The organism is Brevibacillus sp. 1238 (assembly GCF_029892995.1).
GTDB classification, from domain to species: domain Bacteria; phylum Bacillota; class Bacilli; order Brevibacillales; family Brevibacillaceae; genus Brevibacillus; species Brevibacillus parabrevis.
The window spans coordinates 124,832-147,165 of the sequence record NZ_JARXWC010000007.1 but is presented as its reverse complement, the minus strand read 5'-3'; the positions used below and the strand labels follow the sequence as shown (position 1 = coordinate 147,165).

Here is a 22,334-nt window from a genome sequence, read left to right as displayed (position 1 = left end):
CGCCTTTCCTCCTAATTCCTTTTTATCTGCGTCAAAATTTGCAAAAAGAACGACAGATGGTCAGCGCTTCTGTGATCAGACCAATTTACCATGCGTACAAAATACGGTATTCTTAACCAATGACATAACCAAGGAGGCGCATTGGAGCAAATGAACTACTCCTTTTCCGTCTGTTCTTCTGAATTGGATTACGATGCCTATTTGGCATTTTTGTTGGAAAATTACGCGCATATTCGCCTGCCTTACCCTTTCCCCGTTACGCTGAGCTTCCTTGCCAGCCCTCTGCTCATGGGGGAAGCTGCTTTTCTCATTTGCAACGAGGACAATCAGGTGATCGGGGCATTTTCGTACATTCGCGGAACAGGTGAACGCCAGTACGAAGATCGGCATATTGTCCAAATCCAAGTTGCCTGCATCGCAGAAGAGCACCGCTGCACTCGTTTGTTTCTGTACGCCTTACAGTATTTCACGCAGTATCTTGCCCATGGCGAGGAACAGGTACAGGAGTTCCGATTTTTTGCCCCTTCCGACGACTCTTTGCGCAGGCTGTTCAGCAAAATATCCTCGCTCACTGCCAGCCTGGAAACGGACTCTGGTCCGCTCGATGAGTATCGGGCTTCTTTTTCCGAGTGGCAAAGCTATGCTTCCCAATTCCGTCAAACGGCGCTTTTCAACTCATAGAAGGAGACGTTACCATGCTGGCTGTTCTCAAAAACTTACTGGGCTACATACGTCCCCACAAGTTGTTGGCCACTTTGTTTTTCCTCACGCTCGCTCTTGACCTCGCTTTCATATCTTTTGCTCCCCTCAGTTTCAAAATCATTATCGACAAAGCGATTGAGCCAAAAGATATGAGCTTTTTCAGCTTGATCATGTTCGTGCTCGGCATCACGGGTGTCATCTGCCTTGCCGCAGGAGTAGTCAGTGACTACGCCCTCGCCAAACTGAATGCCCGTGTGCAAAATGATTTGCGAAAAAAGCTGTTCGCTCACATGCAGCATCTGCCGATCGGCTTCTATCAAAAGTCCCGCTCCGGTGATTTGGTTTCGCATTTTTCCGTGGATCTCCCCGCCATCGAAGGAGCTATAGGCGTCCTGTTCACGACAGGGTTGCAGTCTCTCGCGGTCGTCATCATCAGCACGATTGTCCTGTTTTATCTCGAATGGACGCTTGCCTTGTGCATTTTGGCAGGAGCAATCGTGATTTTTCTCGGACCGTATTTGCTTGGCAAGCGCGCCCAAGCGATCAACTCCGCTCACAAAGAGCTTCTGGCCGCACTGACCAGCGACGTGCAGGAAAACATGAAGGCGCAAAAAGTCATCAAAGGCTTCAACCTGCAACAAGCCATGATCGCCAAATTCAACACGAGACTCCAGTCGTTTCTGCTCAGCAGCTACCGCAAAAATATGATGAACGCGCAATTGGAACGGCTCCCGATGGTCAGTCTGTTGCTGATCAACTTCACGATTATTGGCTTCGGCTCCTATCTCGCCCTCAAAGGCCATATTACAATCGGTTCGCTCGTCGCTTTCTTCACCATGTATACATCGATGGGCAACGCTGTGTTTAACCTGACTTTTACACTCCCGATCATTACGGATGCGCAAGTCAGCATGGAGCGCATCCAAAAAGTGTTTTCGGAGCAGCGCGAAGCTTTCGACAACCCGCACGCTCCGCCGCTCCCAAGTCTTGTGCCGGACGTGACTGTAGATGGTGTTACGTTTGGCTACCAGTCCGACCATCCGGTGATCCGCGATGTGACCCTGCACATCCCCGCAGGGACGAAAGCTGCCTTTGTCGGTGCCAGCGGTTCCGGGAAAAGCACGATGCTCCAGCTTTTGCTCGGCTTTTACGAGCCTGATTCCGGGGCGATCCGGCTAAACGGCCAAAACCTGCAATCTCTAAACCGCGGCTCATACCGTGAACAACTCGGCATTGTTTTGCAGGATCATTTTTTGTTTCACGGGTCGCTGCTTGAAAATATTCGGCTCGGCAAACCGGATGCAACGCAGCAGGAAATCGTCGAAGCCGCCAAACAGGCGGAAATTCATGATTTCATCATGACGCTGCCCGATCAGTACGACACGATGGTGTTGGACGAAGGCAGCAATTTTTCAGGCGGTCAACGGCAACGGCTGGCGATTGCCCGCGCGATTTTGCGCAATCCGCGACTGCTTTTGCTCGATGAAGCGACTTCTGCCCTCGATCCGATAGCGGAAGCGGCGATTAACCGGACATTTGAACGATTGTCCCGCGATCGGACGGTCATTACCGTCACACACCGCCTCGCTTCCATCACGGGAGTCGATCAAATTTTTGTGTTTGAACAAGGCAGGCTCGTCGACGCTGGCAGCCACATGCAGCTTCTGGCAAAAGACGGGTACTACAAAGAGCTGTGGGACAAGCAAAGCGGCTTGTCCATCTCGGATAGCGGCCAGGAAGCAACCATCGATCCGGCGCGCTTGTCCATGCTCCCGTTTTTCCGCGGTGTCGGTTCCGACGTACTGGCTGATATTTCCCATCTGTTCAATACAGAGACGTTCGCAGCCGGACAGCCGATCATCACGGAAGGCGAGACAGGTGAAAAGTTCTACCTGATCGCCCGGGGGCGTGTCGAAGTCAGCAAACAGTCTGGCGAGGCCGAGTCAGGCCCCATCCGGCTTGCCGTTCTGGAAGATGGCGACCATTTTGGCGAAATCGCTCTCCTGGAGGATGTTCCCCGGACAGCAACTGTGACGGCCCTTGCGCCTTGCGTATGTTTGACGCTGCAACGCAAAGTATTGCTCTACATCCTGACCAAACATCCTGAGATTGATGCCCATGTCAGACAAATCATACTGGAACGAAAAAAATAGCAGGAGGGGAACGGGATGCTCGTCCAATTTAGAAGCTGTAACAGCGATCTTGACTACGCCCAGTTTACGCTCTTTTTTCTGCAAAACCGTCATGCATTCAGCCCGTCCTTTTCGCTCGCCGACTCTCTCATTCATCTCCTTGGTTTTCTTTCCGACTCGCAAGTCATTTTGATCGAGGAGGGGTCGACCAAAGTGATTGGCTGGGGGCATTATCAATTCATGAATGCGGAGCGGGAAGCAGCTCCAGACGGGGAGACTGCTTTCATCCACTCTGTCTTCGTCTCCCTGGACTATCGAAGCAGCAGAGTGTTTTTGCGGGGGTTTCGCTATCTCGCAGAGCAGATTCAAGCCGTCAATCATCAAGCGCGATATGTTGAGTTTTGTGCGCGTTGTGAAGATGACTACCTGAATCGGCTTTATTCCAAATTCGCGCAGGTTGTCGGTGAGCAAGAGGGGCATTTTGGTCAGGAAAACATCTACAGAGTGGAGCTATCCCGACTTGTCGCCTATTTGGGCATGACCAAACAGCCAATTGACGGTAAAGAAACTTAAATGCTATCCTATAGAAGATATTCCCATACCATAGGAAAGGAGGACTACGTGATGGTTATGATCCCAACTTTTAAAAGTAAAGGTGGCAAAAAGCCTTTCTCTGCCTCTGTTCAAAACTTCTCTACTCTTCTGATGAAAAATGAGCAGTTGCGCGTTGCTGCTTCTTCCGCGAAGTAACGCCAAAAAGCTGAACAAGCTATGTTTGTCGTAGCTGTTCTGACTTTCCTAAACCGTTCCAATTGAAAAAAGTGGTTGGCAACGGGAAACCTTGCTCAATCACTTTTTTCGTTTGCCCTCGTAAACACAAACAATTTCCCATCCGCATTCAATACTTGCGTCCCTTGTGTCCACTCGACCAAATGCTCCGCCCAATGCACATGTCCGCAGCAAACCAGCGTAGGAGCGTGCTGTTGCAGCTTCGTTCTGATTTCCGCCACTCCCGGAAGCCCCAGAGCAGGCTCGTCTGGCCCCTGGTGCAACAGCAACACATCCGGCTCCTTTCGCAGTAGCGCCGCAAGCGATTGCAAAAATGACGGCAAATCCCGGCGATTCGCTTTGTCCGAACGGCCAATAATTCCTCCCAAACCCGCGATGCGAAGCTGATTCGCCAGTACGATTTCCGGTTCAGAAATGAGCGTGACCCGCTCCATATTGCGCAGCTTCCCGATAGAATCTGCTTCAAACAAATCGTGATTGCCCGCCACACCGACTACATGCCCGAACTCTTGGCGAAAAGCAGTCCACACGGAGAGTGGATCGCCGCTGCTTCCCCTTTTTAGCGGATCGGCGTACAAATCGCCGCACAGCAATACTAGCGTGCGCTCCGGACGTACCGACGGCTTCTCGACTTGCAGCAACAGCGAAACAAAGGCTGGCAGCACTTCTCCCAGCAACACTTGCTCATGCTCGTCAGATTCCGTCACCCCCTGCAAATCAGATGTCACGATAACGGCATCGCACCAATCTGGCATCTCAGCCATTTCCCCCAAATAAATCGGCAGCCAGCTTTGGATGACTCCTTTGTCGCCCGCTCCCGCTGTCAGGTAGGGGAATTGCTCGATCGGTTCCTGCGCCATTTTTGTAATTCGCATGCCCCTGCTCCTTCCCGAAGGCTGATCACGACCGCAGCTGTTCTCTTGCTTCCATCAGCGCAAAACCGAGCAAATTTTCACCGCGCCAATGCTCAGGGCGCTCTGCATGTGGATGATCCGCCCCCAGACCAATTCCCCAAATTCGATCGTACGGACTTGCTTCAACCAGAACCCGGTCCTGTGTATTCAACAAAAACTGTTTCAAATCGGGATGTTGCGCGAATTTGAGCAGGTTCGCCTGGCGGACGATCTCGCTTTTGTGCGCATCCCAAATTTTTTCATCGAAGGAGCGAACTTTTCGTCCCAATGTTTTCGCTTGCTTCGGATGCTGTGCGCGGAGAATTTCCTCACGTACTGCATGATCGCCAAACAGCTCCGCCTTTTTTGCCATCATGTAGTGCTCTGCCGTCAAGTAGCGGACGCCATCCTCCTCGAAAGCAGCCGGATACCACTGGCTGAAGCACGCTTTATCGACAACGCCCTGCTGCTTTGGTGTGTGGCCCCAGAACAGCAAGTATTTGAATCTTGTTTTTTTCGCTTCCTGAATCAAAGTCTGAACATCCGCTATACGCACCATTGCGTGCTCACCCCTTTTGGTCAAAATAATTACAAGCAATCCCACGTATAAAAAACTTGGGAAAAATCCAAGCGAAGTAAATCTTGCTTGCGAATGAAAAAGTTCGCTACCCCGCTGTCGCCCCAAGAAACATAGTAACTCTTGTGATCGCCTTCCATATCCAGCTGAAAGAGCAGCTCCATTTCTTCTTCTCTGACATCGTCCTGCGAAAAGTAAGGGTAGCCTCCGATCCGCGACCCGCTTGCATCTGTCAAATCCCAGTATTTCGAATAGGCCACTTCATCCTGATCGGTAGGGAGCTGGTACTGATCTGCCCTGTGATTTTTGTAAGGAATCAGCTGTTTTTCCAGCTTGCCCGTCAGCTTGTACGGGCCGCCCAAAACGGGACTGTACAACTCGGGGTCTTCGGGCTGATACGGATCGATCTGCTCCGAGTCGATCACGTCAGGAAAATGCCAGACGTGAAAAGCCTGGTCGAGCAAGCCGAAAGTATCGTCCTGTTTTACAAAAAAGCTGGTAAGTCCACTCGTCGGATACCCTTCCAACGGTGGCATCTGTGCCCAATTGATTTGCGCGATGAACAAATAATCTCTTCCGTCTTCGTCTTGCGGGATCGAGAGCTGCGGAGGCAGCCACGGCGTTCCTCCCACTTTGCTGTCGGTTATCGTCGCAGGCTCTTTGGAGAGCGTTAACTTGACAGATGGCTTCGCTGTTTGCTCGATATATTGCATAAATTCTGGCGTCCATTGCTTGTTGGCATCAAGAAATTGCATCGACCCTCACCTCATCCCTTCTGATGAAATCGCTGAAATCATCCTATTATTGGAAATGCATACGTGTATTTTAGCGAATCATAGTGCCTCCCGCAAACAAGAATGAAAAAACCAGCTCCCCCACGGAAGCTGGCCTGGCAATCTCTATACTTTTTTCACAAACTCGGATTTCAGCTTCATCGCGCCGAAGCCGTCGATTTTGCAGTCAATATCGTGGTCGCCGTCAACGAGGCGAATGTTTTTTACTTTCGTCCCGATTTTCACTACCAGGGAAGTGCCTTTTACTTTCAAATCTTTGATGACTGTTACGGTATCGCCGTCTTGCAAGACGTTTCCGTTTGCATCCTTGATGACTTTTTCTCCGCTATCCTCGGCATCCCCTTGCAGTGACCACTCGTGGCTGCACTCCGGGCAGATGAGCATGCTTCCGTCTTCGTACGTGTACTCGGAATTACATTTTGGGCAATTTGGCAATTTACTCATGCATTTCATACCTCCATCCAATTACGGCTCATTTTAACATAGGATGGGCTTTCCTGCATGGTGGAGGCATAATTGCTCCCTGACCCATTAGCCATGAATGGCGTGCCCGAGCGCACCGCGTACGGCTTCTGTCAAAATCTCTGATAGTGTCGGATGCGGCGCGATAAAGTTTTCCATCGCGTCGGCTGTCATTTCGGCATGCATCATGAGCGCGGCCTGGCCGATCAGTTCCGTTGCCCCCGCCCCAACCAGCGTAATTCCTACGATCTCGTGATATGTCGGCTCCACCAGCACTTTTACTTTTCCCGCTGTCTCCTGCAAAATCATCGCTTTGCCGTTCGCTGAAAAAGGAAACTCGCCCACGAGCAGCCCAGCGTATTTCTCCCTGGCCTGACGCTCGGTCAATCCGACGGAAGCGACCTCTGGCGACGTATAGATGCAGCGCGGCACCGCGCGCAGGTTGAGCATAGCTTCTTCCCCGCATGCGTTGCGGGCAGCGACTTCGCCTTCATGAAAGGCCACGTGGGCAAGCTGGATGCCACCGCAAGCGTCACCCGCCGCGAAAATATGCGGCTGGCTTGTCTGCATTCGCTCGTTTACCTCTATCCCGCGCGCTGTAGCTTTGACCCCTGCCCGCTCAAGCAGCAGTCCGTCCAAACGCGGCTTCCTTCCGATCGCAACCAGCACCGCATCGGCCTTTATTTCCGCCGCTCCTTCCGGTGTACGGATGCGCGCCGTCTGCGTCGTGCGATCGAGCGCCTCGACACTGCTGGAAAGATGAATCTGCACTCCTTGCTGTTTCAAGCTTCGTTCCAGAAACGCTGCAATGTCCGGGTCTTCTCCCGGCAACAGCTGCTCAGCCATCTCCGCTATGACCACCTGGCTCCCCAGCCTGCTGTATACGGAAGCGAACTCGCAGCCGATCACTCCCCCGCCTACGATTACGAGCACAGGCGGAGGTGTCTCCAGCGACAAGAAATGGCTGCTGTGCATGATCCATTCGCCATCAAATGGGGCAAAAGGCAGGGCGATCGGCTCCGCCCCCGTCGTTACGATGAACTTCTCTGCTTCGATTTTGCTCGTGCCGTTGGCTGTCTCTACCAGGAGCGCACGCTCATTTTCAAAGGCTGCGCTGCCGCGTATCACTTGTACCTGATTGCGCTTCATCAAATAGTGCACGCCGCCGGTCAGCTTTTGCACGATGCTTTGTTTGTAGGCGTTGATTTTTGCCCAATTGACCTGTACATGGTCAGCAGCATTTTCGATGCCAAAGCGCTCGGCATGAAGCACGTGCTGATACGTGTCTGCACACTCCAGCAGCGCTTTTGTCGGCATGCAGCCTTCGTTCAGGCAAGTGCCGCCGAGTTCCTTTTTCTCGATTAACACAACCTGTTTCCCGGCACGCGCCGCTGTGATGGCAGCTACGTAACCCGCAGGGCCTCCGCCGATGATCGCGATATCGTACATGCTCTTCCCTCCTAGATCAGCAGACTGTGCGGCGCTTCCAGATAAGACCGGACTGTCGCCAGGAACGCCGCTGCCGGAGCGCCGTCGAGTACGCGATGATCAAAAGTCAGCGAGAGTGGCAAAAGGCTTCGCCGCTGCAACTCGTCACCGACGAACACGGGAGTGTCTTTTGCCGCGCCAATGCCCAATATTCCGGTTTCCGGCGGGTTCAACACAGGGGTAAACGTGTCTACGCCGTAGCTGCCGAGATTGGTAATCGTAAAAGTCGAGCCTTTCATTTCTTCCGGTGCGAGCTGATTTTGCTTGGCACGCGCACTCACTGATTTCAGCTGGCGCGACAGCTCCACCAGCGTCATTTGTCCGGCGTGGCGGACGACCGGGACGACCAGACCTTTGTCGAGGGCTACCGCCACACCCAAATGAATGTCGTCATACAGCTCGATCCGGTCGTCCAGAAGCGCGCTGTTCATTTGCTTGTGCTTGGCAAGCGCCAAGACTACTGCTCGGGCAATCCAGTCCGTGACAGACGGCTTGAGCTGATAGCGGCTCTCGATTTCCGGCGAGAGCTTCTCTTTTAGCTGCAAAAGCTCTGTAATATCCGCCTGCATCGTGATGGTCAGCTGGGCGCTCTGCTGGAGGCTCTGATACATCCGCTCGGCAATCACCTTGCGCATGCCAGCGACAGGGATGCGTTCCGGCTGGCTTTCCGCTGCGCGGTCGGTTGTTTCTACTGCGATAGCTACGGGAGCTGCCTGGGCTGCCTTTGGCGGTGCTGCGGTTTCCTGCGCAGCCTTGATCGCGCGCTCTACATCTTCCTTGGTGATTCTTCCTTGCGGCCCTGTCCCGGCAATCGTGGTGAAGTCAAACCCTGCTTCCTCGGCGATTTTGCGAGCTACGGGAGAAATTTTCACGCCATCGCGCGGGCGCTCCAAAACAGCCGTTGCGGCTATGGATGCACCTGCACTCGTACCTGTCGCAGCGCTCTGGCCGTCAGCGATCGCCAGCGTTGCAGCCGATTCGGCTTTGGCGTTCGCCTCGGCAACGACCGCAGGAGTGGCTGCCAATTCGCCAGGCTGCCCGATCACCCCCAGCACGGTGCCATAAGGAACGACGCCACCCGCGGGAACTTCAATTTTCAGCAGTACGCCATCTGCTGCAGCCTCTACTTCCATTTCAATTTTTTCCGAGCTGATATCGACGATGCCCTCTCCTTTTTTGACCGCCTCGCCCTCCCGTTTTTTCCAGGCGATCACCGTTCCTTCCACCATCGCCATTCCCAGCTTGGGCATGATGATATTTTCTGCCATCCCGCTCTCTCCTCTCCTATTTTGTCTGTCCCTTTTCAGCGCGAAAAGCACCCGGCATTAGCTGCTGCCGACGCCGAGTGCTCCCAGTCGATCAGGAAACGACCGTGATCGATTCGTCTCCGATCATTTCCGACACGACCTGAATGACCTTTTGCGGCGATGGGAGATACAAATCTTCCAGCACCGGAGAAAACGGAACAGGTGTATGCGGCGCAGTAATCCGCTTGATTGGTGCATCCAGCGTATCAAAGCCTTTGTCGGCGACTAACGCGGCGATATCGGTTGCGATGCTGCACCGCGGATTCGCTTCGTCGATCACAATCAGGCGATTCGTTTTGGCGACAGAGGCGAGAATCGTATCCTCATCGAGAGGTGACAGCGTGCGCGGATCGACCACCTCGACCTCGATCCCTTTTTTCGCCAATTGCTCGGCTGCCGCAAGCGCCGTCTGAACTTGCTTGCCAATGGCGACAATCGTCAGGTCGCTGCCCACACGCTTGATATCCGCAACACCGAGCGGAATGGTGTAATATTCTTCCGGAACTTCTCCTGTCGTGTTGTACAACGTCTTGTCCTCGAAGAAAATGACGGGATCGTTGTCCTCGATGGCGGCAAGCAGCAAGCCTTTTGCCTCATAAGGTGTGGACGGCACAACCACCTTGATGCCGGGGATGTGCGTGAACATGGCGTAAAGGCTCTGCGAGTGCTGTGCTGCCGCACGGAAGCCTGCTCCGTGCATCGTGCGGATCGTGATCGGCACCTGTGCCTTGCCGCCAAACATGTAGCGGAATTTCGCCCCCTGGTTCATCACCATGTCGAGACAGCTGCCGATAAAATCGTTGAACATCAGCTCGGCAATCGGCCTCATGCCTGTTGCCGCCGCTGCCATCGCAGCGCCGATGTAGCCAGCTTCGGTAATCGGCGTATCCAGAACGCGCTCGCGGCCAAATTCCTGCACAAGCCCTTTGGTCACGCCAAGTACGCCGCCCCACGCCTCATCGTCCTGCAAATGGTCGACTTGCGCGCCGCCAGCCACATCCTCGCCCAGCAAAATCACGTTTTCATCGGCTCTCATCGCCAGTTTCATCGCTTCATTAACCGCTGCGGAAAAGCTGATTTTTCTCGTCATGTCCTCCATCCCCCTCTCTTAGTACGACACGTAGACGTCAGTCAGCAGTTCGCTTGCACTCGGATACGGACTTTCCTCGGCGAAGCGGATCGCTTCCTGGATCGCACTGTCCACGGCTTGCTCGATTTCTGTCAGCTCTGTGTCAGACATGGTTTGCGATGTCGTCAAATGATTGCGGAAAGAAGTGATCGCATCCTTTTCATTGAGATGCTCCTGTTTGTCGAGCTCTTTTTTGTACTTCTGCGCATCCCCTTCAAAATGGCCGTAGTTGCGGTAGGTCACACATTCGATCAAAGTCGGCCCCTCGCCCCGCCGCGCACGGGCAACCGCTTCTTCGGCCGCCTGGTAAACAGCCAGCACATCTTTTCCGTCCACGCGCACTCCCGGCATATTGTAACCGCTTGCACGATCAGCGATATGTGTGCAGCTGGAGGCGTATGTAAACGGCGTCGCCTCTCCGTAGCCATTGTTTTCCGCTACAAATACGACAGGCAGCTTCCAGATTGCCGCCAAATTCAAGCCTTCGTGGAAGGTGCCCTGGTTGTTGGCTCCGTCTCCGAAGAAACAAACGCTGACCGCATTGGTCTTTTTCAGCTTGGCGGTCAAGGCAGAGCCGCATGCCAGCGGGAAACCGCCTCCGACGATCCCGTTCGCGCCCAGCATGCCTTTGTCCAGGTCAGCGATGTGCATGGAGCCTCCCTTTCCTTTGCACAAGCCAGTCGCTTTTCCGTATATCTCTGCCATCATTCCATTCAAGTCGCATTCCTTGGCAATGCAGTGGCCGTGGCCGCGATGTGTGCTGGTGATGCTGTCCTGCTGGTTCAGATGGACGCCAAGCCCCACCGCAATCGCTTCCTCCCCTGCATACAAGTGGACAAACCCCGGCAGCTTGCCTTGTCCGAACAATACGTGAACAGCGTCCTCGAACTTGCGAATCTCCAGCATTTTGCGGTACATCCATTTCGCCTGTTCACGGGACAGCACCTGTTCTTCCGCCTGGATTACTTTCATCAGATACGCCTCCTCCATCGTGACTTGTTTGGAACGACCCGGTCGATCGCTCTTGCCCTTTTCTTATGTGCAATCTCTGTGCCAGCCAGCAACTGCGAGGTTTTGCGGCTTTTTCTGCTTGGACTGTCGGCACCAGGTAGTACAAAGTGAGACATCGTCCCGTTTTGTCTCATTTTTTCTCACAGCAGCTTGTGGAGCGAAGGCTCACTTGAGATCGGTTTCCCGACTGTACAGATACGATCCAGCCGTCATGACCGTGTGATTGCACGCGAAAAGGTACATCCGCGTTCATGAGCTTTCATACGTTTTTCATGAAAAAGCCGAACCGATTTTCACGCACAAAAAAAGCCGGTTCTTTTTAAGAACCGACCAGTTGGCGCTGCCTTCCTTTTAACAGCTCGAGCGCACTCTTCGCCTCTTGCGCAAGCGAGTCTGGACAAGCATCCAGCACCGCAACAGATGACTCCGCGTGTGCGTGCAGCAGTTCCTGCAAGCGCAGGACAAACCCTTCCACTCCCCCGGACACTCCCAGCTCGGACAAGCTTGCCATCCGCCCCGGCTGTACTTGCGGAAACTGCTCGACGGGAGCGCCCATAGCTGCCTTTTCGTAAAAAGACTGGATGATCGCTTCGTACGTCCGCCCGCAGCCTTCGACATTGATGAACGCCTGGACCGCAACCGCCCGAGTCAAACGCCGCTGGGCGATCCCGCAAAATTTATATCCTTCAATGGCGAGATCGTAAGTGCCCGGACAATAAGCCCCTTCTACTTCACCGCTGCTCATTTTCGCTCCGTCGTCGCCCAACGTCGCACGAATCAACTCCACCATCCGCAGAAAAAACGGCTCGGGATTCAAGTCAGAAGCGGCAACAGGCATCACCAGCGACAAGTTGATCACTCCCGGCGCCAGCGGAACGGCAGCCCCGCCTGATGGACGGACAGCGGTCTGATACCCCGCTGCCTCCAACTGTCGCACAGCTTCAGCCGCATGCGGCAGCTTGGCATCACGCGCGCCCAAAACAATCGCTTTTTCATGCCGCCACAAGTGAATGACAGGAGCAGTCGTCGGCTCCCGTGAACATAGCCGGGCATACGCCTCGTCAACGCTAAAAGGGATCAACACCTCCCCGCGATACGGCCGGGAGACCGTAGCAAGCAGTTGAACAGGCGTTTGCTCCCACCAATAAAATGGCATGCGTGATCCCCCCTCTCGTGCTCTTTCGTCAGAGCCGATACTTTTTCAGCTTGCGGTAAAAAGTGCTGCGCGGAATACCTAGCAGCTCAGCCGCTACCGAAGCGCTGCCGCCGCTTTTTTCCAGAGCTTGCACGATCGTCTGCCGCTCCAGTTGTTCGCGGTAACAGAGCGAGTCGGCTTCGTAAAAAGACGGCTGCTGAATCGACTGTCTTGCCTGCGGACGCAGCTCATAATCAGCTCCTGCCTGCATCACATCGCAAAGTAACCGCTTCCAATCCTCTCGGGGAAGGACTCGCAGACGTTCAACAACGTTGTACAGCTCGCGTATATTGCCCGGCCAGTCATACGCCATCAACTCATCCAGCAACGCTTTTGGCAAATCAAGCTGATAGCCGTTTTTGTGACAGTAGTGGCGAATCAGCAGCGGAATATCTTCTTTCCGCGCCCGCAGCGGCGGCAGTGATACAGGGAGAACGTGCAGCCGATAGTACAAGTCCTCGCGAAAGCTGCCCTCACTCACCTGTTGCCGCAAATTGCGATGCGTAGCGGCGATGACGCGAATATTCAGTGCATGCTCTTCCGTACTGCCGATCGGCGTGACTTTTCGCTCTTGCAGGACGCGCAGCAAAGCGACCTGCATGGCAGCGGGAATCTCCCCGATCTCATCCAAAAACAGCGTGCCGCCGTTCGCTTGCGCCAGCTTTCCTGTATGTCCGCGGCGGCGCGCTCCGGTGAACGCCCCCTCCACATACCCGAACAGCTCGCTTTCCATCAGCTCGCGAGGTATAGCGCCACAGTTGACTGCCACAAACGGCCCTTCCCGGCGCGGACTGTTGTCGTGTATCGCTTGTGCGACCAACTCTTTTCCCGTGCCGCTTTCGCCATAGATCACCACGTTCCCGTCCGTCGGCGCGATCCGCTCCAGCTCCCGCAGGACGTTGCAAAAGGCTGCGCTCGTTCCCGGCTCGCCTTGGAAGCGGAATGAGGAGGAACGGTTCACAAACATCCGCGCAAGTCCCGCATCGCTTGTCGCCAGCTCGATCACCCAGCCAATCAAGCCCGGATGACGTTCGGAAAACAACGGCGCTTGCCGCGCTTCGAAAAAGCCGTACTCCGCAACCTCACGTCTTTTCAAATTGGTCCAGTTGGCGATTCGCTTGCGTATATCTGCGCTCGCATAAACTACCCGGCCTTCCTGATTGCAAAAAATGATGGGCCGCTGTCCTTCGTTCGGCAATATCATGGCGCGTTGCAGCAATTCCAGTTCGTCCTGCTGCCGCTGCTTCATCCAAGCCTGCTCGATGGAGTAAGCAAGCGTCATGACAGTCGCCATCGTCTGCGGGTGACTGCGCTCGACAGGACTTGATACGTCAATGATTCCGAGCAGCGAGCCGCTGTCGTCCCGGATGGGGGCCGCAAAGCAGCTCCAGCGATGCGAGGCAACCGAATAGTGCTCGGTTCCGTTGACCATGATCGCTTCTTTTGCCAAAAGCGCCGTGCCGATTGCGTTCGTGCCCACCTCATCCTCTGTCCAGCGTACCCCTTCGACAAAATTGATCGCATTGGCATCGTGAAGCGCCCGCTTTTCGCCACGCATGCTCAAGACGTAGCCCTCGGGGTCAATCACGAGCGCGATCATCCCCACGTCGTGGATAAAAGGCGACAGTCGGTCAATTTGCGGCAAGGCAAGCTCCAGCAGCAGGCGACTATTCTCCTGTTGTCTTTTCAGCGCATCCCCGGCGAGTACAACCTGCCCTGTGCCTGCATACGGGTTTACCCGGCTGCTTTTGCAGCGATGCCACGATTCTGTAATCCGTTTGTTGATTCGTGCTGAGTCAATTACACCTTCTTGAACAAAACGTTTCCACATCCGCAACGAAACGCTTTCCTCGAGCATGCATCAACCACCCTCCGCTCTACGAATCAAGCCTTTTCATCAAGAGTATCCCGAATGTTCAGAAGTTTCAAGGTCTGTCCTCTGATTTCGCACAAACGTCATAGTAGCAAAAGGAGAGGGAAGCAGCTCCCCCTCCTGTTTCGCGAAACAATTAATTGACCTTCACTTCGATCACGGTCGTGACCATTTTCCACGTCTTGCCGCCAGATGGCACTTCCACACTCAGTTGAACCTTGGCTGTGCCAGCCTTTTTGGCGATCAGGCTCTTGCCGTCTGCCGCTACTTCTACTGCCGCGTCATGGTTGTCAATCAGGCGAATGCGGGCTGGCGCCAACTGGTCTTCCGCCACGCGATAGTCGATGATCGCTTCGAGCGGCTTCACTTCACCTGCGGTCAATTCCAGCGAGCTTTGCGGCGCATCGACGCGAATTGGTGCTGTCAGCAAACGTTGTGCGTAGTCGGTAACAACCCCGCTCACACCTGTACGCAACGCTTCCTCAATCTGCGCATTTTCGTTTACGGTGTACACGCCGAGCGGCAATCCGCGATGCTTGGCGTAGCGCGCCAGCTCCGGTGTCAAAATCGCCTGGTCGAGGAAGTATTGGGCATTGAGCTGAATCGCATCTGTGACGAGCTTCTCCGCGTATTGATCCTTCTTCGTTTCCGGCTTGGAGCCGCTCAGCACATAGCCAAGTCCGACTTCGGGATTCAACGCGGCAAAACGGTTCAATACTTCCGAGCTGAAGCTGCAAAGAATGACGTCTTCCACCATGTCATGCGCTTCAATGGCTTCGATGATTTCTCTTTCGTAGCCGATGCTTTTTGCTTCCAGATCGAGTACGGCTTTGCCTTTTGCCGCTTCCAGCAGCTCGTCGAGTGTAGGGATGCGGGCATCTGTAATCTCAGGCTGGTACCAGTCCGGGTTTTCCGGGTCTTGCTTGTTGGCAACCAGTGCGCGAAGCTCTGCCAGCGTGTAGTCTTTTACTTTTCCCGTGCCGTTTGTCGTGCGCTCCAGATCAAAGTCGTGAATCAGGACAAGCTTGCCGTCCTTCGTCTTATGAATGTCCGTCTCCACGATATCTGCTCCCAGGTCAATGGCCTCCTGGAACGAATACATCGTGTTTTCCGGCTTTTTGGACGGAATGCCGCGGTGCGCGTAGACGATCGGCGGCTGTGTCAACGTCTCGGTCGGATAGGCTGCCAGAGCAGACAACACCGTTTCTGGCTGTGCAGAGATGATTCCGCGCACACCCATGCTGACCAGATCGTGATGCTGCACGGTTCCGGCTTTTTCAATTGCCCATACCGTAATTCCCCGCAGACGGAAATAGCGAGCCACTTCCGCATTCACGCGGTCGTAAGGCAAAATCAGCACGTTCGATTTGCTGGCGCGTACGGTTTTTACCAACTGCTTTTGCTTGGCCAAATCAAGCTCGTCCACACCGTCCAGGATCGCGCCGCGGTACTCATCGTTTTTCTCCCGCATTGCACGGACAATCTCCGGGTTGCTCGATACGATGTGCACATCCGTCAAGGAACGCTCTGTCAAAAGCTGGTCAACAGCTGGCACCAACTCCTTCGATTCGATGGACAAAATCGGAATCGCTTTGTTCGCCAATTGATCGAGGGCATCGGCCAAAAGCGGTCTGTCTCCCGCCGACACAATCAGTTGTCCGTCAATATTTTTGCCCACCATCAAAAATACGGAGGAAACACCGGACGAAGCCAATGCCGAGACATCGCCGGATTGATAGCAGCCAATTACTGTCACTGGCGATACAACACCAGTCTCTGGCTCCTTCACGATCAGGACGTTGTCTTTCAAATCGGATTTCGGAATCTTGTCTACGAGAGCATCCGGGCCGAACAGAAGACCTCCCGGAGTCGGATTAGGCTGGTCGACAAAATCTTTGGAAGCGTCGTTCGTATCTTCACCTGTCAAGCGTTCCATCGTGTGACCGCCTGCCACTCCCGGGTGTGCCGTTACTTGCGGGAATTTGGCATCGCCGTATACCATGGCGTCAATGACGCGCGCCTCTGGATCAGCCAAAATCACATGATCGCCGCTGTTAGCCAAATACAGGCTGCCAGTAGCCCACTTCGTCGGCAGCATTTGCGGTACATCGTCCATCGACTCGAAAATTTCAAAGTCCGGCTTCGTCTGGTGACGCTCTACGATGCCATCCGCGTAACGGGCGACAACGATTGGCTGGTACGGTTGAATGATTGTCCCCGGTGGGAACGCGTGCATTCCCTCGCTGCCGCCTTTTGTTTCTTCATCTCCAATCAAATAGCCGCTAATGTCGATAGCTTTATCCGATATGTTCGTAATCTCGACAAATTCGCCCGTGCTTTCATCAAACAGCGGATCATTCATAACCTCTGTGATGATCAAAGAGTCGCTCGGACCAAAGTCCGGTTCTTCCGGCTCCTTGTCGCTCCACGTTCCCGGACTTGGGAACAGCGAGTAAAAGTCGACCGAAGCATCTCCCGTTTGCTTGATTCGTTGCAAAGATTCGCCCAAGTTGTTCAACGGCTTGGCCGCCTTGACTTTTTTGCCGTTAAAAGTCGTGTCTTTGATGTATGGAACATAGTCGAGAACGTTGTACTTGTCGTCCATCAGCAGCACGTCATCGCCGCCGTTTGCCATGACAATCGTCCCTGTTGCCCAATCGGTCGGCAGCAAATTCGGCACATCCGGGTCGTCTTGCGGGTTGTACTGCTCGACAGGCGGAAGCTCAAAATCGGGAGTATAGCGGTATTTGGCCTTGTTGATCAGCGACGATTGGGCAATCGTGATGGATTGTCCGGGAGCAAGCTTCGTGCCTTGCGGAAAAGCGAACATTCCCTCGCCGCCGCCTCTTGTTTCCTCATCGCCGATCATGTAGCCGCTAATATCGACGGTTTTCGTTCCCAGATTGGAAATCTCCAAAAACTCGGTTCCATCGTCGGAGCCGTCTGCATCGTACAAAATTTCCGTAATTTTGATCGGCGAGTCTTGCGTGATCTGCAAAGCTTCCACGCTCGATACAGCAGGAATTTCCTCTGGAGCTGGCGCATCAGTCGGCACCTCGGCAGGAGCTTCTCCTGGTGTCGTCTCGGCATCACCTGCGGGCACTTCCCCTGGCGCTTCCGGAGTTGCTGGGCCGTTCTCGCCGGCGGTAGCGTCTTCGGCTGCTCCGGTTTCTGGCGCGTCTGTCCCAGTCTCTTCTGCCTTCGTGTCGCCTGCTGTGCTGCTTCCTGCTTCTGTCTCAGTGACCGCTGTCGCATTCTCGGCATGCACCGGGACATTGCTGAGCAGGACGGTCAACGCTAGTACAGATGCTGCCGTTGCCCTCTTTTGCGTTCCTGTTTTGCCTGTTTGCTTCGTCTGCTTTCTTTTCATGCTCCCTCTCCACTCCTTTTGATCATGGTAGTAGTGCGGTTTGCTTGCTTACACGAGCTGCAATCGCTCCAGCAGCACGCTTTTTCCTTGCTGAAGCTTGACCAACTCTGTGCCCGGCGCATATTCCAAAATCAGCTGGCAATCCGGCGCGGTCTGCGCAAGTGTGGCAAAAACAGGCTCCCAGCTGATGCCGCCTTCTCCAATCGGCAAATGATCGTCTCCTGTTGCGTAATTGTCATGCAAATGCACGGCAAGCAGTCGGTGCGAAATACTGCGAATGAGTGCCGGAATGTCCCAATCGTTCAAATAAGCGTGTCCGGTGTCGAGCAAGTACCCTGCGACGCTGTCCATTCCATCCAGAAAAGCCGCAAACTCCGCTTCGCTGAAAATCGACGCGCCTTTGTAACCTACATTTTCCACAGCCAGCTTCACGCCGAGCGGCGCGGCTATTTTGCACAGGCGATGAATCGCGTCAGCCGCTCGCATCTGGGCAATTTCTTTGTCAAAGACGGGCGAGAAGCAAAAGCCGGGGTGAATCACGACATGCTCTGCCCCGATGTTATGCGCGAACTGGATCGCTTTCGCGTACTCGGAAAAAGACGCTTCGCGAATCGCTTTGTTCTCGCTGGTCAAGCTGGTGTCCCACGCTGGCGGGTGCACCGTGTACCCTGCGTTGTACTGAGGCAGCACTTTGCTCATGCGGGCGATCTGATCGTCCATGGCATCCCATTGCAGCCCGTCCATCAAAAGCTCGATTTTGTCTGCGCCGTGTTCCAGAAGCAGCTCGATATTTGCCTCAATCGGCTGCGTCAAAAGCGCCAAGTCGGAGTAGCAAATTTCTTTTTTCATCCCCGTCACCTCATGCGTAAATGATTTTGTCTTCGCGTATTTCCAGTTGCACCTGATCTCCTTCGTGGATCAGCGTGTCGTTTCCGACGTCGATAACGAGCTTTTGCCCGCCGGACTCGGCAATGACGCGGTAATGATCGCCGAGAAAAATCACGTCCTGCACGCGTGCAGAAAAGCCTGCTTCTTGCGTGAGATATACGTCCTCCGGGCGAAGGAACACATCGATGTCCGCGACTGCCCGGCTCTCCCCTTTGTACGGAAGCTGGTAAAATCCCAAATCGAGGACGTTGCCACGCTCCGCTGTCTTGACCTTTGCCCGCAAGCGGTTCACTTGCCCGACAAACTGGGCCACAAATGAAGATTTCGGCTTGAGGTAAATCTCTTTCGGCGTACCGCTCTGCTCGATGACCCCTTTGTTCATCACAACAATCCGGTCGGCAATCGCCATCGCTTCTGTCTGGTCATGCGTCACGTATACCGTCGTAATGTGCAGCTTGCGAAACAACTGGGCCAGCTCCAACCGCAGGTGCTCCTTCAATTTGGCATCCAGTGCCGTCAACGGCTCATCCATCAGCAAAATCATCGGGTCAGTCGCCAGCACGCGGGCAATCGCCACACGCTGTTGCTGCCCGCCAGACAACTGAATAGGCAGTCGCTTGCGCAGCTCCGTCAAGTTCATCAAGGCGAGCAGTTCCTCCAGCTTGGCCTTCTGCTCCTGCTTGCCGATTTTGCGCAGCTTCATGCCGAACATGATGTTTTCTTCCACCGTCATCGTAGGAAACAAGGCGTACTGTTGAAAAACAAAGCCGATCCCCCGCTTTTCCGGCGGAAGCTGGGTAACGTCGCGATCCCCGATCAAAATACGTCCGGCTGTCGGCTGCTCCAGCCCGGCAATCATCCGCAGCAGCGTGCTTTTCCCGCAGCCAGATGGCCCGAGCAGCACCAGCACCTCGCCTGCCGCTACCTGCAAATCGATCGGCTGCAAGGCCGTCGTTCCATCCTGAAAAGTTTTTGATACGCCACGAATGGCAATTTCCATCGATTGCACCGTGCTCTCCTCCATCTACACCCCTCCGTTTCGCGAAAAGGCCGAACTCTGGTTCAGGCGATGCAGCAAGTACATCAGCGGAATCGCCATCGCCAAAAACAGTGTCGTGTACGCACTGCCCAATTCAATCCGCAGCGTCGAGTACGCTTCGTACAGCCCGATCGGCAATGTCACCGTCAGCGGCGTGTACAGGAAAAAGTTCATGTTGAACTCGCCGAGCGACAGCATGAATACCATGACGGCACCGGAGAGAATCGCCCCGCGAATGCTCGGAAAAATCACATGGAAAAAGCGGTACATCGGCCCGGCTCCCAGCGTAGCTGCGCATTCGTCGAGCGTGCGAAAATCTTTTGTCCGCAGCGTGCCGAGCACAGTCCGAAACATCAGCGGAAACGTAATGATTACATGCCCGACCAGCATCAAGGCACCGGATGCGCGCATCGCGGGATACGTCTGAATCAGCGCCAGGGCAATCGCAATGCCTGGTACGGCGATCGGCAAAGACAGCAGTTCCTCCAGCACAAACACCCAGCGGCTTTTCCAACGGTAAAACCAGTAGCCGGCCATCGTGCCCAGCACCGTATTGACCAGCACCGTGCAAAAAGCGAGCACCAGCGTAAAGCCAATCGTATGCCCAAATTTCTCGAATACTTTTGCATACCAGGACAAGGTTACGCCCGCCGAATACATGTCAGCGCCCCAGTACACCGCAAACGATCCGGCAACGGTAAACAACAAGGGAGAGAGGATGAGCGCACTGATCAGAAAAACCAGCACGTAAACCAACGCTTTTCCTGCTGTTTGCATCAAGAACGCCCCTCCTTCTCGACCAGCACGCGATACCCGAGGTTAATTCCCACGCAGACAAGCCCGATGACGACCGCGATCGCACTGGCTACTTCAATGTTGAAATTGAGCGTGAACTCGTTGTACATCAGGATCGGCAAAATATCGAAGTCGTTCGCCAGCGTGAAAGCTGTGCCGAATGCACTCATCGACGTGGAAAAGGCAAGTGCTCCCGCCGAGAGAAAGATCGGATAAAGCGTCGGCAGCACCACATAGCGGATCGCCTGCCATGGCGTGGCCCCGATAGTTCGGGCAGCCTCCTCCAGCGTCTGGTCAAAATCTTTGATCGCCCCGTACAGCGTCATCACAATGCGCGGAATCTCGAAATACAGGTAGGCCAAAAAAATTCCGGCAATCGTGTAGGCAAACACCAGCTTTTTTTCCCCGGTCAAAAGCTCGGACAACATCGGCAAAATGCCCGTCGAACCAAACAAAATAATGATCATGAAGCCAACGACAACGCCCGGAAAAGAGATCGGAAAAGTCAGCAGCGTAAAGTAAAGCGTCTTCCCCGGAAACGAATGCCGGGCCAAAAAGAAGGCGAGCACAGCAGACAAAACCAGCGCAACCAAGGTCACGGACAGAGACAGCCACAAGCTGTTCCACAGCGAGTGCAAATACTGCGGGTTGGTGATGATCTGAGCGTAATTGCCCGCCGTAAGCTCGCCGCCGCGCTGAAAGCTCGCTACGACCAGCACGATGAGCGGATACAGGAAAAAGAACGCAAACAGCAGGAAAATCGGTAAGACAAAGACGGCAACGCCCATTCTTTTCATAGACAAACTCCTCTAGTTGGCAAGAACTTCACTCTTCCAACGCTCGATAAAAGCGTTTTGAACCTGATTCATTTTCGCAAAGTCAACGTCGCGGACGCGCTCATAATCAGCCGCTGGCAAGAACTTGCTTTCGACCTCGCCTGGAATCTGCACGTTGCGGATCGGGCGGACAAAGCCTTTGGCGAACATTTGCTGACCTTCGTCGGAGAGCAGGAAGTCGAGATATTGTTGTCCGGCCTCTTTATGCGGCGCATTTTTAATAATCGACATGGCGTACGGCAGCTTCAGCGAGCCTTCTTTTGGAATGACCACATCGATTGGGCCGTTTTCTTCGTACTTCATCTTGTAGCCGTTGAAATCGGCGTCGATAATGATCGGAATTTCGCCTTTCATCACTTTGGCATTGGCTGTTCCTTTTGGATGGATGACTCCGTTTGCCTCCAGCTTTTTCAAGTAATCGATGCCCGGATTCCAGTTGTCCAAATCGCCGCCCATGGCGAGGTTGGCCGCTACGGTCACGCTGTAGCCTACGGCAGCCGAGGACGGGTCGAGGAATCCGACTTTGCCCTTGTACTCCGGCTTCAAAAGGTCTGCCCACGATTGTGGCGCAGGGGTGCTGCCCAGTGCCTGCTTGTTGACGATGAACGAGATCGCGCCGTAGTGCACTGTCATCCACTTGCCGTCAGGGTCTTTCAACGCTGCGGGAATCTCGTCAAAATGCGGCGGCTTGTAGCCTTCCACCAAATCTTTCTCGACCGCCTGAGAGCCGAAGACGATTCCGTAGTAGACCGCATCGGCGATCGGGCTGTCTTTTTCCGCAATCATCGCTGTCACGGATTGGCCGCTGTTTTTATTGTCATTCGGTACTTCGATCCCGGTCTTTTCCTTGAACGCCTGGCGAATCGTGCCAAAGCTCGCCCACTCATCAGAGTTGTTGTACACAATCGCCATTTTTCCGGCGCCCCCAGCTGCTCCAGTTGCGCTTCCCGCCGCAGAGCAACCGACCATACCCACCATTGCCACTGCCAAGGTCAAGCCAAGCCAACCACGTTTCATCCTCTGATTCCTCCTGTCGTTTTGAGCGGAACACAAA

20 protein-coding genes are annotated in these 22,334 nt (G+C 54.2%); 4 read left to right on the top strand and 16 right to left on the bottom strand.

The features are described from left to right. Positions 1-150: 150 nt before the first annotated feature. From M2298_RS17740 to M2298_RS17725, 4 genes are read left to right on the top strand one after another with little or no spacing between them, the layout of a single operon-like run. The gene (locus M2298_RS17740) at positions 151-681 is read left to right on the top strand and encodes a hypothetical protein (protein WP_122962403.1); all 531 of its coding nucleotides are present in this window, start codon (positions 151-153) and stop codon (positions 679-681) included. Between the two features lie 14 nt (positions 682-695). After that, positions 696-2,855 carry an ABC transporter transmembrane domain-containing protein gene (locus tag M2298_RS17735; RefSeq protein ID WP_280648804.1) on the top strand — a complete coding sequence of 720 codons (2,160 nt, stop codon included), beginning with the start codon at positions 696-698 and terminating at the stop codon, positions 2,853-2,855. Positions 2,856-2,870: 15 nt separating this feature from the next. Next, positions 2,871-3,407 (top strand): GNAT family N-acetyltransferase, encoded by a 537-nt coding sequence (locus M2298_RS17730; RefSeq protein ID WP_173597246.1) that lies wholly within the window; start codon positions 2,871-2,873, stop codon positions 3,405-3,407. Between the two features lie 48 nt (positions 3,408-3,455). Then, on the top strand, positions 3,456-3,584 hold the full coding sequence (locus tag M2298_RS17725) for a hypothetical protein (protein ID WP_255679194.1): 129 nt from the start codon (positions 3,456-3,458) through the stop codon (positions 3,582-3,584). A gap of 95 nt (positions 3,585-3,679) precedes the next feature. On the opposite strand, the gene M2298_RS17720 is transcribed toward M2298_RS17725, so the two are convergent. The 16 genes from M2298_RS17720 to M2298_RS17645 all read right to left on the bottom strand — a co-directional run bounded on the left by M2298_RS17720 (position 3,680) and on the right by M2298_RS17645 (position 22,297). After that, positions 3,680-4,498, bottom strand: coding sequence for a metallophosphoesterase family protein (locus M2298_RS17720; RefSeq protein WP_122962326.1), 819 nt, complete (start codon positions 4,496-4,498; stop codon positions 3,680-3,682). A 25-nt stretch (positions 4,499-4,523) separates the two neighbouring features. Then, the gene (locus tag M2298_RS17715; RefSeq protein WP_122962325.1) at positions 4,524-5,075 is read right to left on the bottom strand and encodes an NADAR family protein; all 552 of its coding nucleotides are present in this window, start codon (positions 5,073-5,075) and stop codon (positions 4,524-4,526) included. A 29-nt stretch (positions 5,076-5,104) separates the two neighbouring features. Continuing rightward, on the bottom strand, positions 5,105-5,848 hold the full coding sequence (locus M2298_RS17710) for a YwqG family protein (protein ID WP_173597244.1): 744 nt from the start codon (positions 5,846-5,848) through the stop codon (positions 5,105-5,107). 144 nt (positions 5,849-5,992) lie between these two features. Beyond that, positions 5,993-6,331 (bottom strand): zinc ribbon domain-containing protein YjdM, encoded by a 339-nt coding sequence (locus M2298_RS17705; protein ID WP_122962323.1) that lies wholly within the window; start codon positions 6,329-6,331, stop codon positions 5,993-5,995. 87 nt (positions 6,332-6,418) lie between these two features. Continuing rightward, positions 6,419-7,798: a dihydrolipoyl dehydrogenase gene (gene lpdA / locus M2298_RS17700; RefSeq protein WP_173597243.1), complete on the bottom strand. Its 1,380-nt coding sequence runs from the start codon at positions 7,796-7,798 to the stop codon at positions 6,419-6,421. A gap of 11 nt (positions 7,799-7,809) precedes the next feature. Then, entirely contained in the window at positions 7,810-9,105 is a 1,296-nt protein-coding gene (locus M2298_RS17695; RefSeq protein ID WP_280648803.1) for a dihydrolipoamide acetyltransferase family protein, read from the bottom strand. Positions 9,106-9,196: 91 nt separating this feature from the next. After that, a complete protein-coding gene (locus M2298_RS17690) occupies positions 9,197-10,234 on the bottom strand; it encodes an alpha-ketoacid dehydrogenase subunit beta (protein WP_122962320.1) in 1,038 nt (345 codons plus the stop codon). 18 nt (positions 10,235-10,252) lie between these two features. Then, the gene (locus M2298_RS17685) at positions 10,253-11,245 is read right to left on the bottom strand and encodes a thiamine pyrophosphate-dependent dehydrogenase E1 component subunit alpha (RefSeq protein WP_122962319.1); all 993 of its coding nucleotides are present in this window, start codon (positions 11,243-11,245) and stop codon (positions 10,253-10,255) included. Between the two features lie 358 nt (positions 11,246-11,603). After that, positions 11,604-12,440, bottom strand: a complete 837-nt coding sequence (locus tag M2298_RS17680) for a lipoate--protein ligase family protein (protein ID WP_280648802.1) — start codon at positions 12,438-12,440, stop codon at positions 11,604-11,606. A gap of 28 nt (positions 12,441-12,468) precedes the next feature. After that, positions 12,469-14,337, bottom strand: a complete 1,869-nt coding sequence (locus M2298_RS17675) for a sigma-54-dependent Fis family transcriptional regulator (protein WP_280648801.1) — start codon at positions 14,335-14,337, stop codon at positions 12,469-12,471. A 151-nt stretch (positions 14,338-14,488) separates the two neighbouring features. Further along, positions 14,489-17,722 (bottom strand): glycerophosphodiester phosphodiesterase family protein, encoded by a 3,234-nt coding sequence (locus M2298_RS17670; RefSeq protein ID WP_280648800.1) that lies wholly within the window; start codon positions 17,720-17,722, stop codon positions 14,489-14,491. Positions 17,723-17,770: 48 nt separating this feature from the next. Beyond that, the gene (locus tag M2298_RS17665; protein ID WP_122962314.1) at positions 17,771-18,571 is read right to left on the bottom strand and encodes a sugar phosphate isomerase/epimerase family protein; all 801 of its coding nucleotides are present in this window, start codon (positions 18,569-18,571) and stop codon (positions 17,771-17,773) included. Positions 18,572-18,581: 10 nt separating this feature from the next. Continuing rightward, the gene (locus tag M2298_RS17660) at positions 18,582-19,634 is read right to left on the bottom strand and encodes an ABC transporter ATP-binding protein (RefSeq protein WP_229049777.1); all 1,053 of its coding nucleotides are present in this window, start codon (positions 19,632-19,634) and stop codon (positions 18,582-18,584) included. Next, positions 19,635-20,426 carry an ABC transporter permease gene (locus M2298_RS17655; RefSeq protein ID WP_122962313.1) on the bottom strand — a complete coding sequence of 264 codons (792 nt, stop codon included), beginning with the start codon at positions 20,424-20,426 and terminating at the stop codon, positions 19,635-19,637. It abuts the gene before it with no gap. Next, the gene (locus tag M2298_RS17650) at positions 20,426-21,241 is read right to left on the bottom strand and encodes an ABC transporter permease (protein WP_122962312.1); all 816 of its coding nucleotides are present in this window, start codon (positions 21,239-21,241) and stop codon (positions 20,426-20,428) included. Before M2298_RS17650 ends, M2298_RS17655 begins: the two co-directional genes overlap by 1 nt. A 12-nt stretch (positions 21,242-21,253) precedes the next feature. After that, a complete protein-coding gene (locus tag M2298_RS17645; RefSeq protein WP_122962311.1) occupies positions 21,254-22,297 on the bottom strand; it encodes an extracellular solute-binding protein in 1,044 nt (347 codons plus the stop codon). Between the last annotated feature and the right edge of the window lie 37 nt (positions 22,298-22,334).

What these genes read in the sequence shown, in the direction of transcription:
- M2298_RS17740 (WP_122962403.1), top strand. Translation starts at nt 151, where the DNA reads ATGAACTACTCCTTTTCCGTCTGTTCTTCTGAATTGGATTACGATGCC.
- M2298_RS17735 (WP_280648804.1), top strand. Translation starts at nt 696, where the DNA reads ATGCTGGCTGTTCTCAAAAACTTACTGGGCTACATACGTCCCCACAAG.
- M2298_RS17730 (WP_173597246.1), top strand. Translation starts at nt 2,871, where the DNA reads ATGCTCGTCCAATTTAGAAGCTGTAACAGCGATCTTGACTACGCCCAG.
- M2298_RS17720 (WP_122962326.1), bottom strand. Translation starts at nt 4,498, where the DNA reads ATGCGAATTACAAAAATGGCGCAGGAACCGATCGAGCAATTCCCCTAC.
- M2298_RS17715 (WP_122962325.1), bottom strand. Translation starts at nt 5,075, where the DNA reads ATGGTGCGTATAGCGGATGTTCAGACTTTGATTCAGGAAGCGAAAAAA.
- M2298_RS17710 (WP_173597244.1), bottom strand. Translation starts at nt 5,848, where the DNA reads ATGCAATTTCTTGATGCCAACAAGCAATGGACGCCAGAATTTATGCAA.
- M2298_RS17705 (WP_122962323.1), bottom strand. Translation starts at nt 6,331, where the DNA reads ATGAGTAAATTGCCAAATTGCCCAAAATGTAATTCCGAGTACACGTAC.
- lpdA (WP_173597243.1), bottom strand. Translation starts at nt 7,798, where the DNA reads ATGTACGATATCGCGATCATCGGCGGAGGCCCTGCGGGTTACGTAGCT.
- M2298_RS17695 (WP_280648803.1), bottom strand. Translation starts at nt 9,105, where the DNA reads ATGGCAGAAAATATCATCATGCCCAAGCTGGGAATGGCGATGGTGGAA.
- M2298_RS17690 (WP_122962320.1), bottom strand. Translation starts at nt 10,234, where the DNA reads ATGACGAGAAAAATCAGCTTTTCCGCAGCGGTTAATGAAGCGATGAAA.
- M2298_RS17685 (WP_122962319.1), bottom strand. Translation starts at nt 11,245, where the DNA reads ATGAAAGTAATCCAGGCGGAAGAACAGGTGCTGTCCCGTGAACAGGCG.
- M2298_RS17680 (WP_280648802.1), bottom strand. Translation starts at nt 12,440, where the DNA reads ATGCCATTTTATTGGTGGGAGCAAACGCCTGTTCAACTGCTTGCTACG.
- M2298_RS17675 (WP_280648801.1), bottom strand. Translation starts at nt 14,337, where the DNA reads ATGCTCGAGGAAAGCGTTTCGTTGCGGATGTGGAAACGTTTTGTTCAA.
- M2298_RS17670 (WP_280648800.1), bottom strand. Translation starts at nt 17,722, where the DNA reads ATGAAAAGAAAGCAGACGAAGCAAACAGGCAAAACAGGAACGCAAAAG.
- M2298_RS17665 (WP_122962314.1), bottom strand. Translation starts at nt 18,571, where the DNA reads ATGAAAAAAGAAATTTGCTACTCCGACTTGGCGCTTTTGACGCAGCCG.
- M2298_RS17660 (WP_229049777.1), bottom strand. Translation starts at nt 19,634, where the DNA reads ATGGAGGAGAGCACGGTGCAATCGATGGAAATTGCCATTCGTGGCGTA.
- M2298_RS17655 (WP_122962313.1), bottom strand. Translation starts at nt 20,426, where the DNA reads ATGCAAACAGCAGGAAAAGCGTTGGTTTACGTGCTGGTTTTTCTGATC.
- M2298_RS17650 (WP_122962312.1), bottom strand. Translation starts at nt 21,241, where the DNA reads ATGAAAAGAATGGGCGTTGCCGTCTTTGTCTTACCGATTTTCCTGCTG.
- M2298_RS17645 (WP_122962311.1), bottom strand. Translation starts at nt 22,297, where the DNA reads ATGAAACGTGGTTGGCTTGGCTTGACCTTGGCAGTGGCAATGGTGGGT.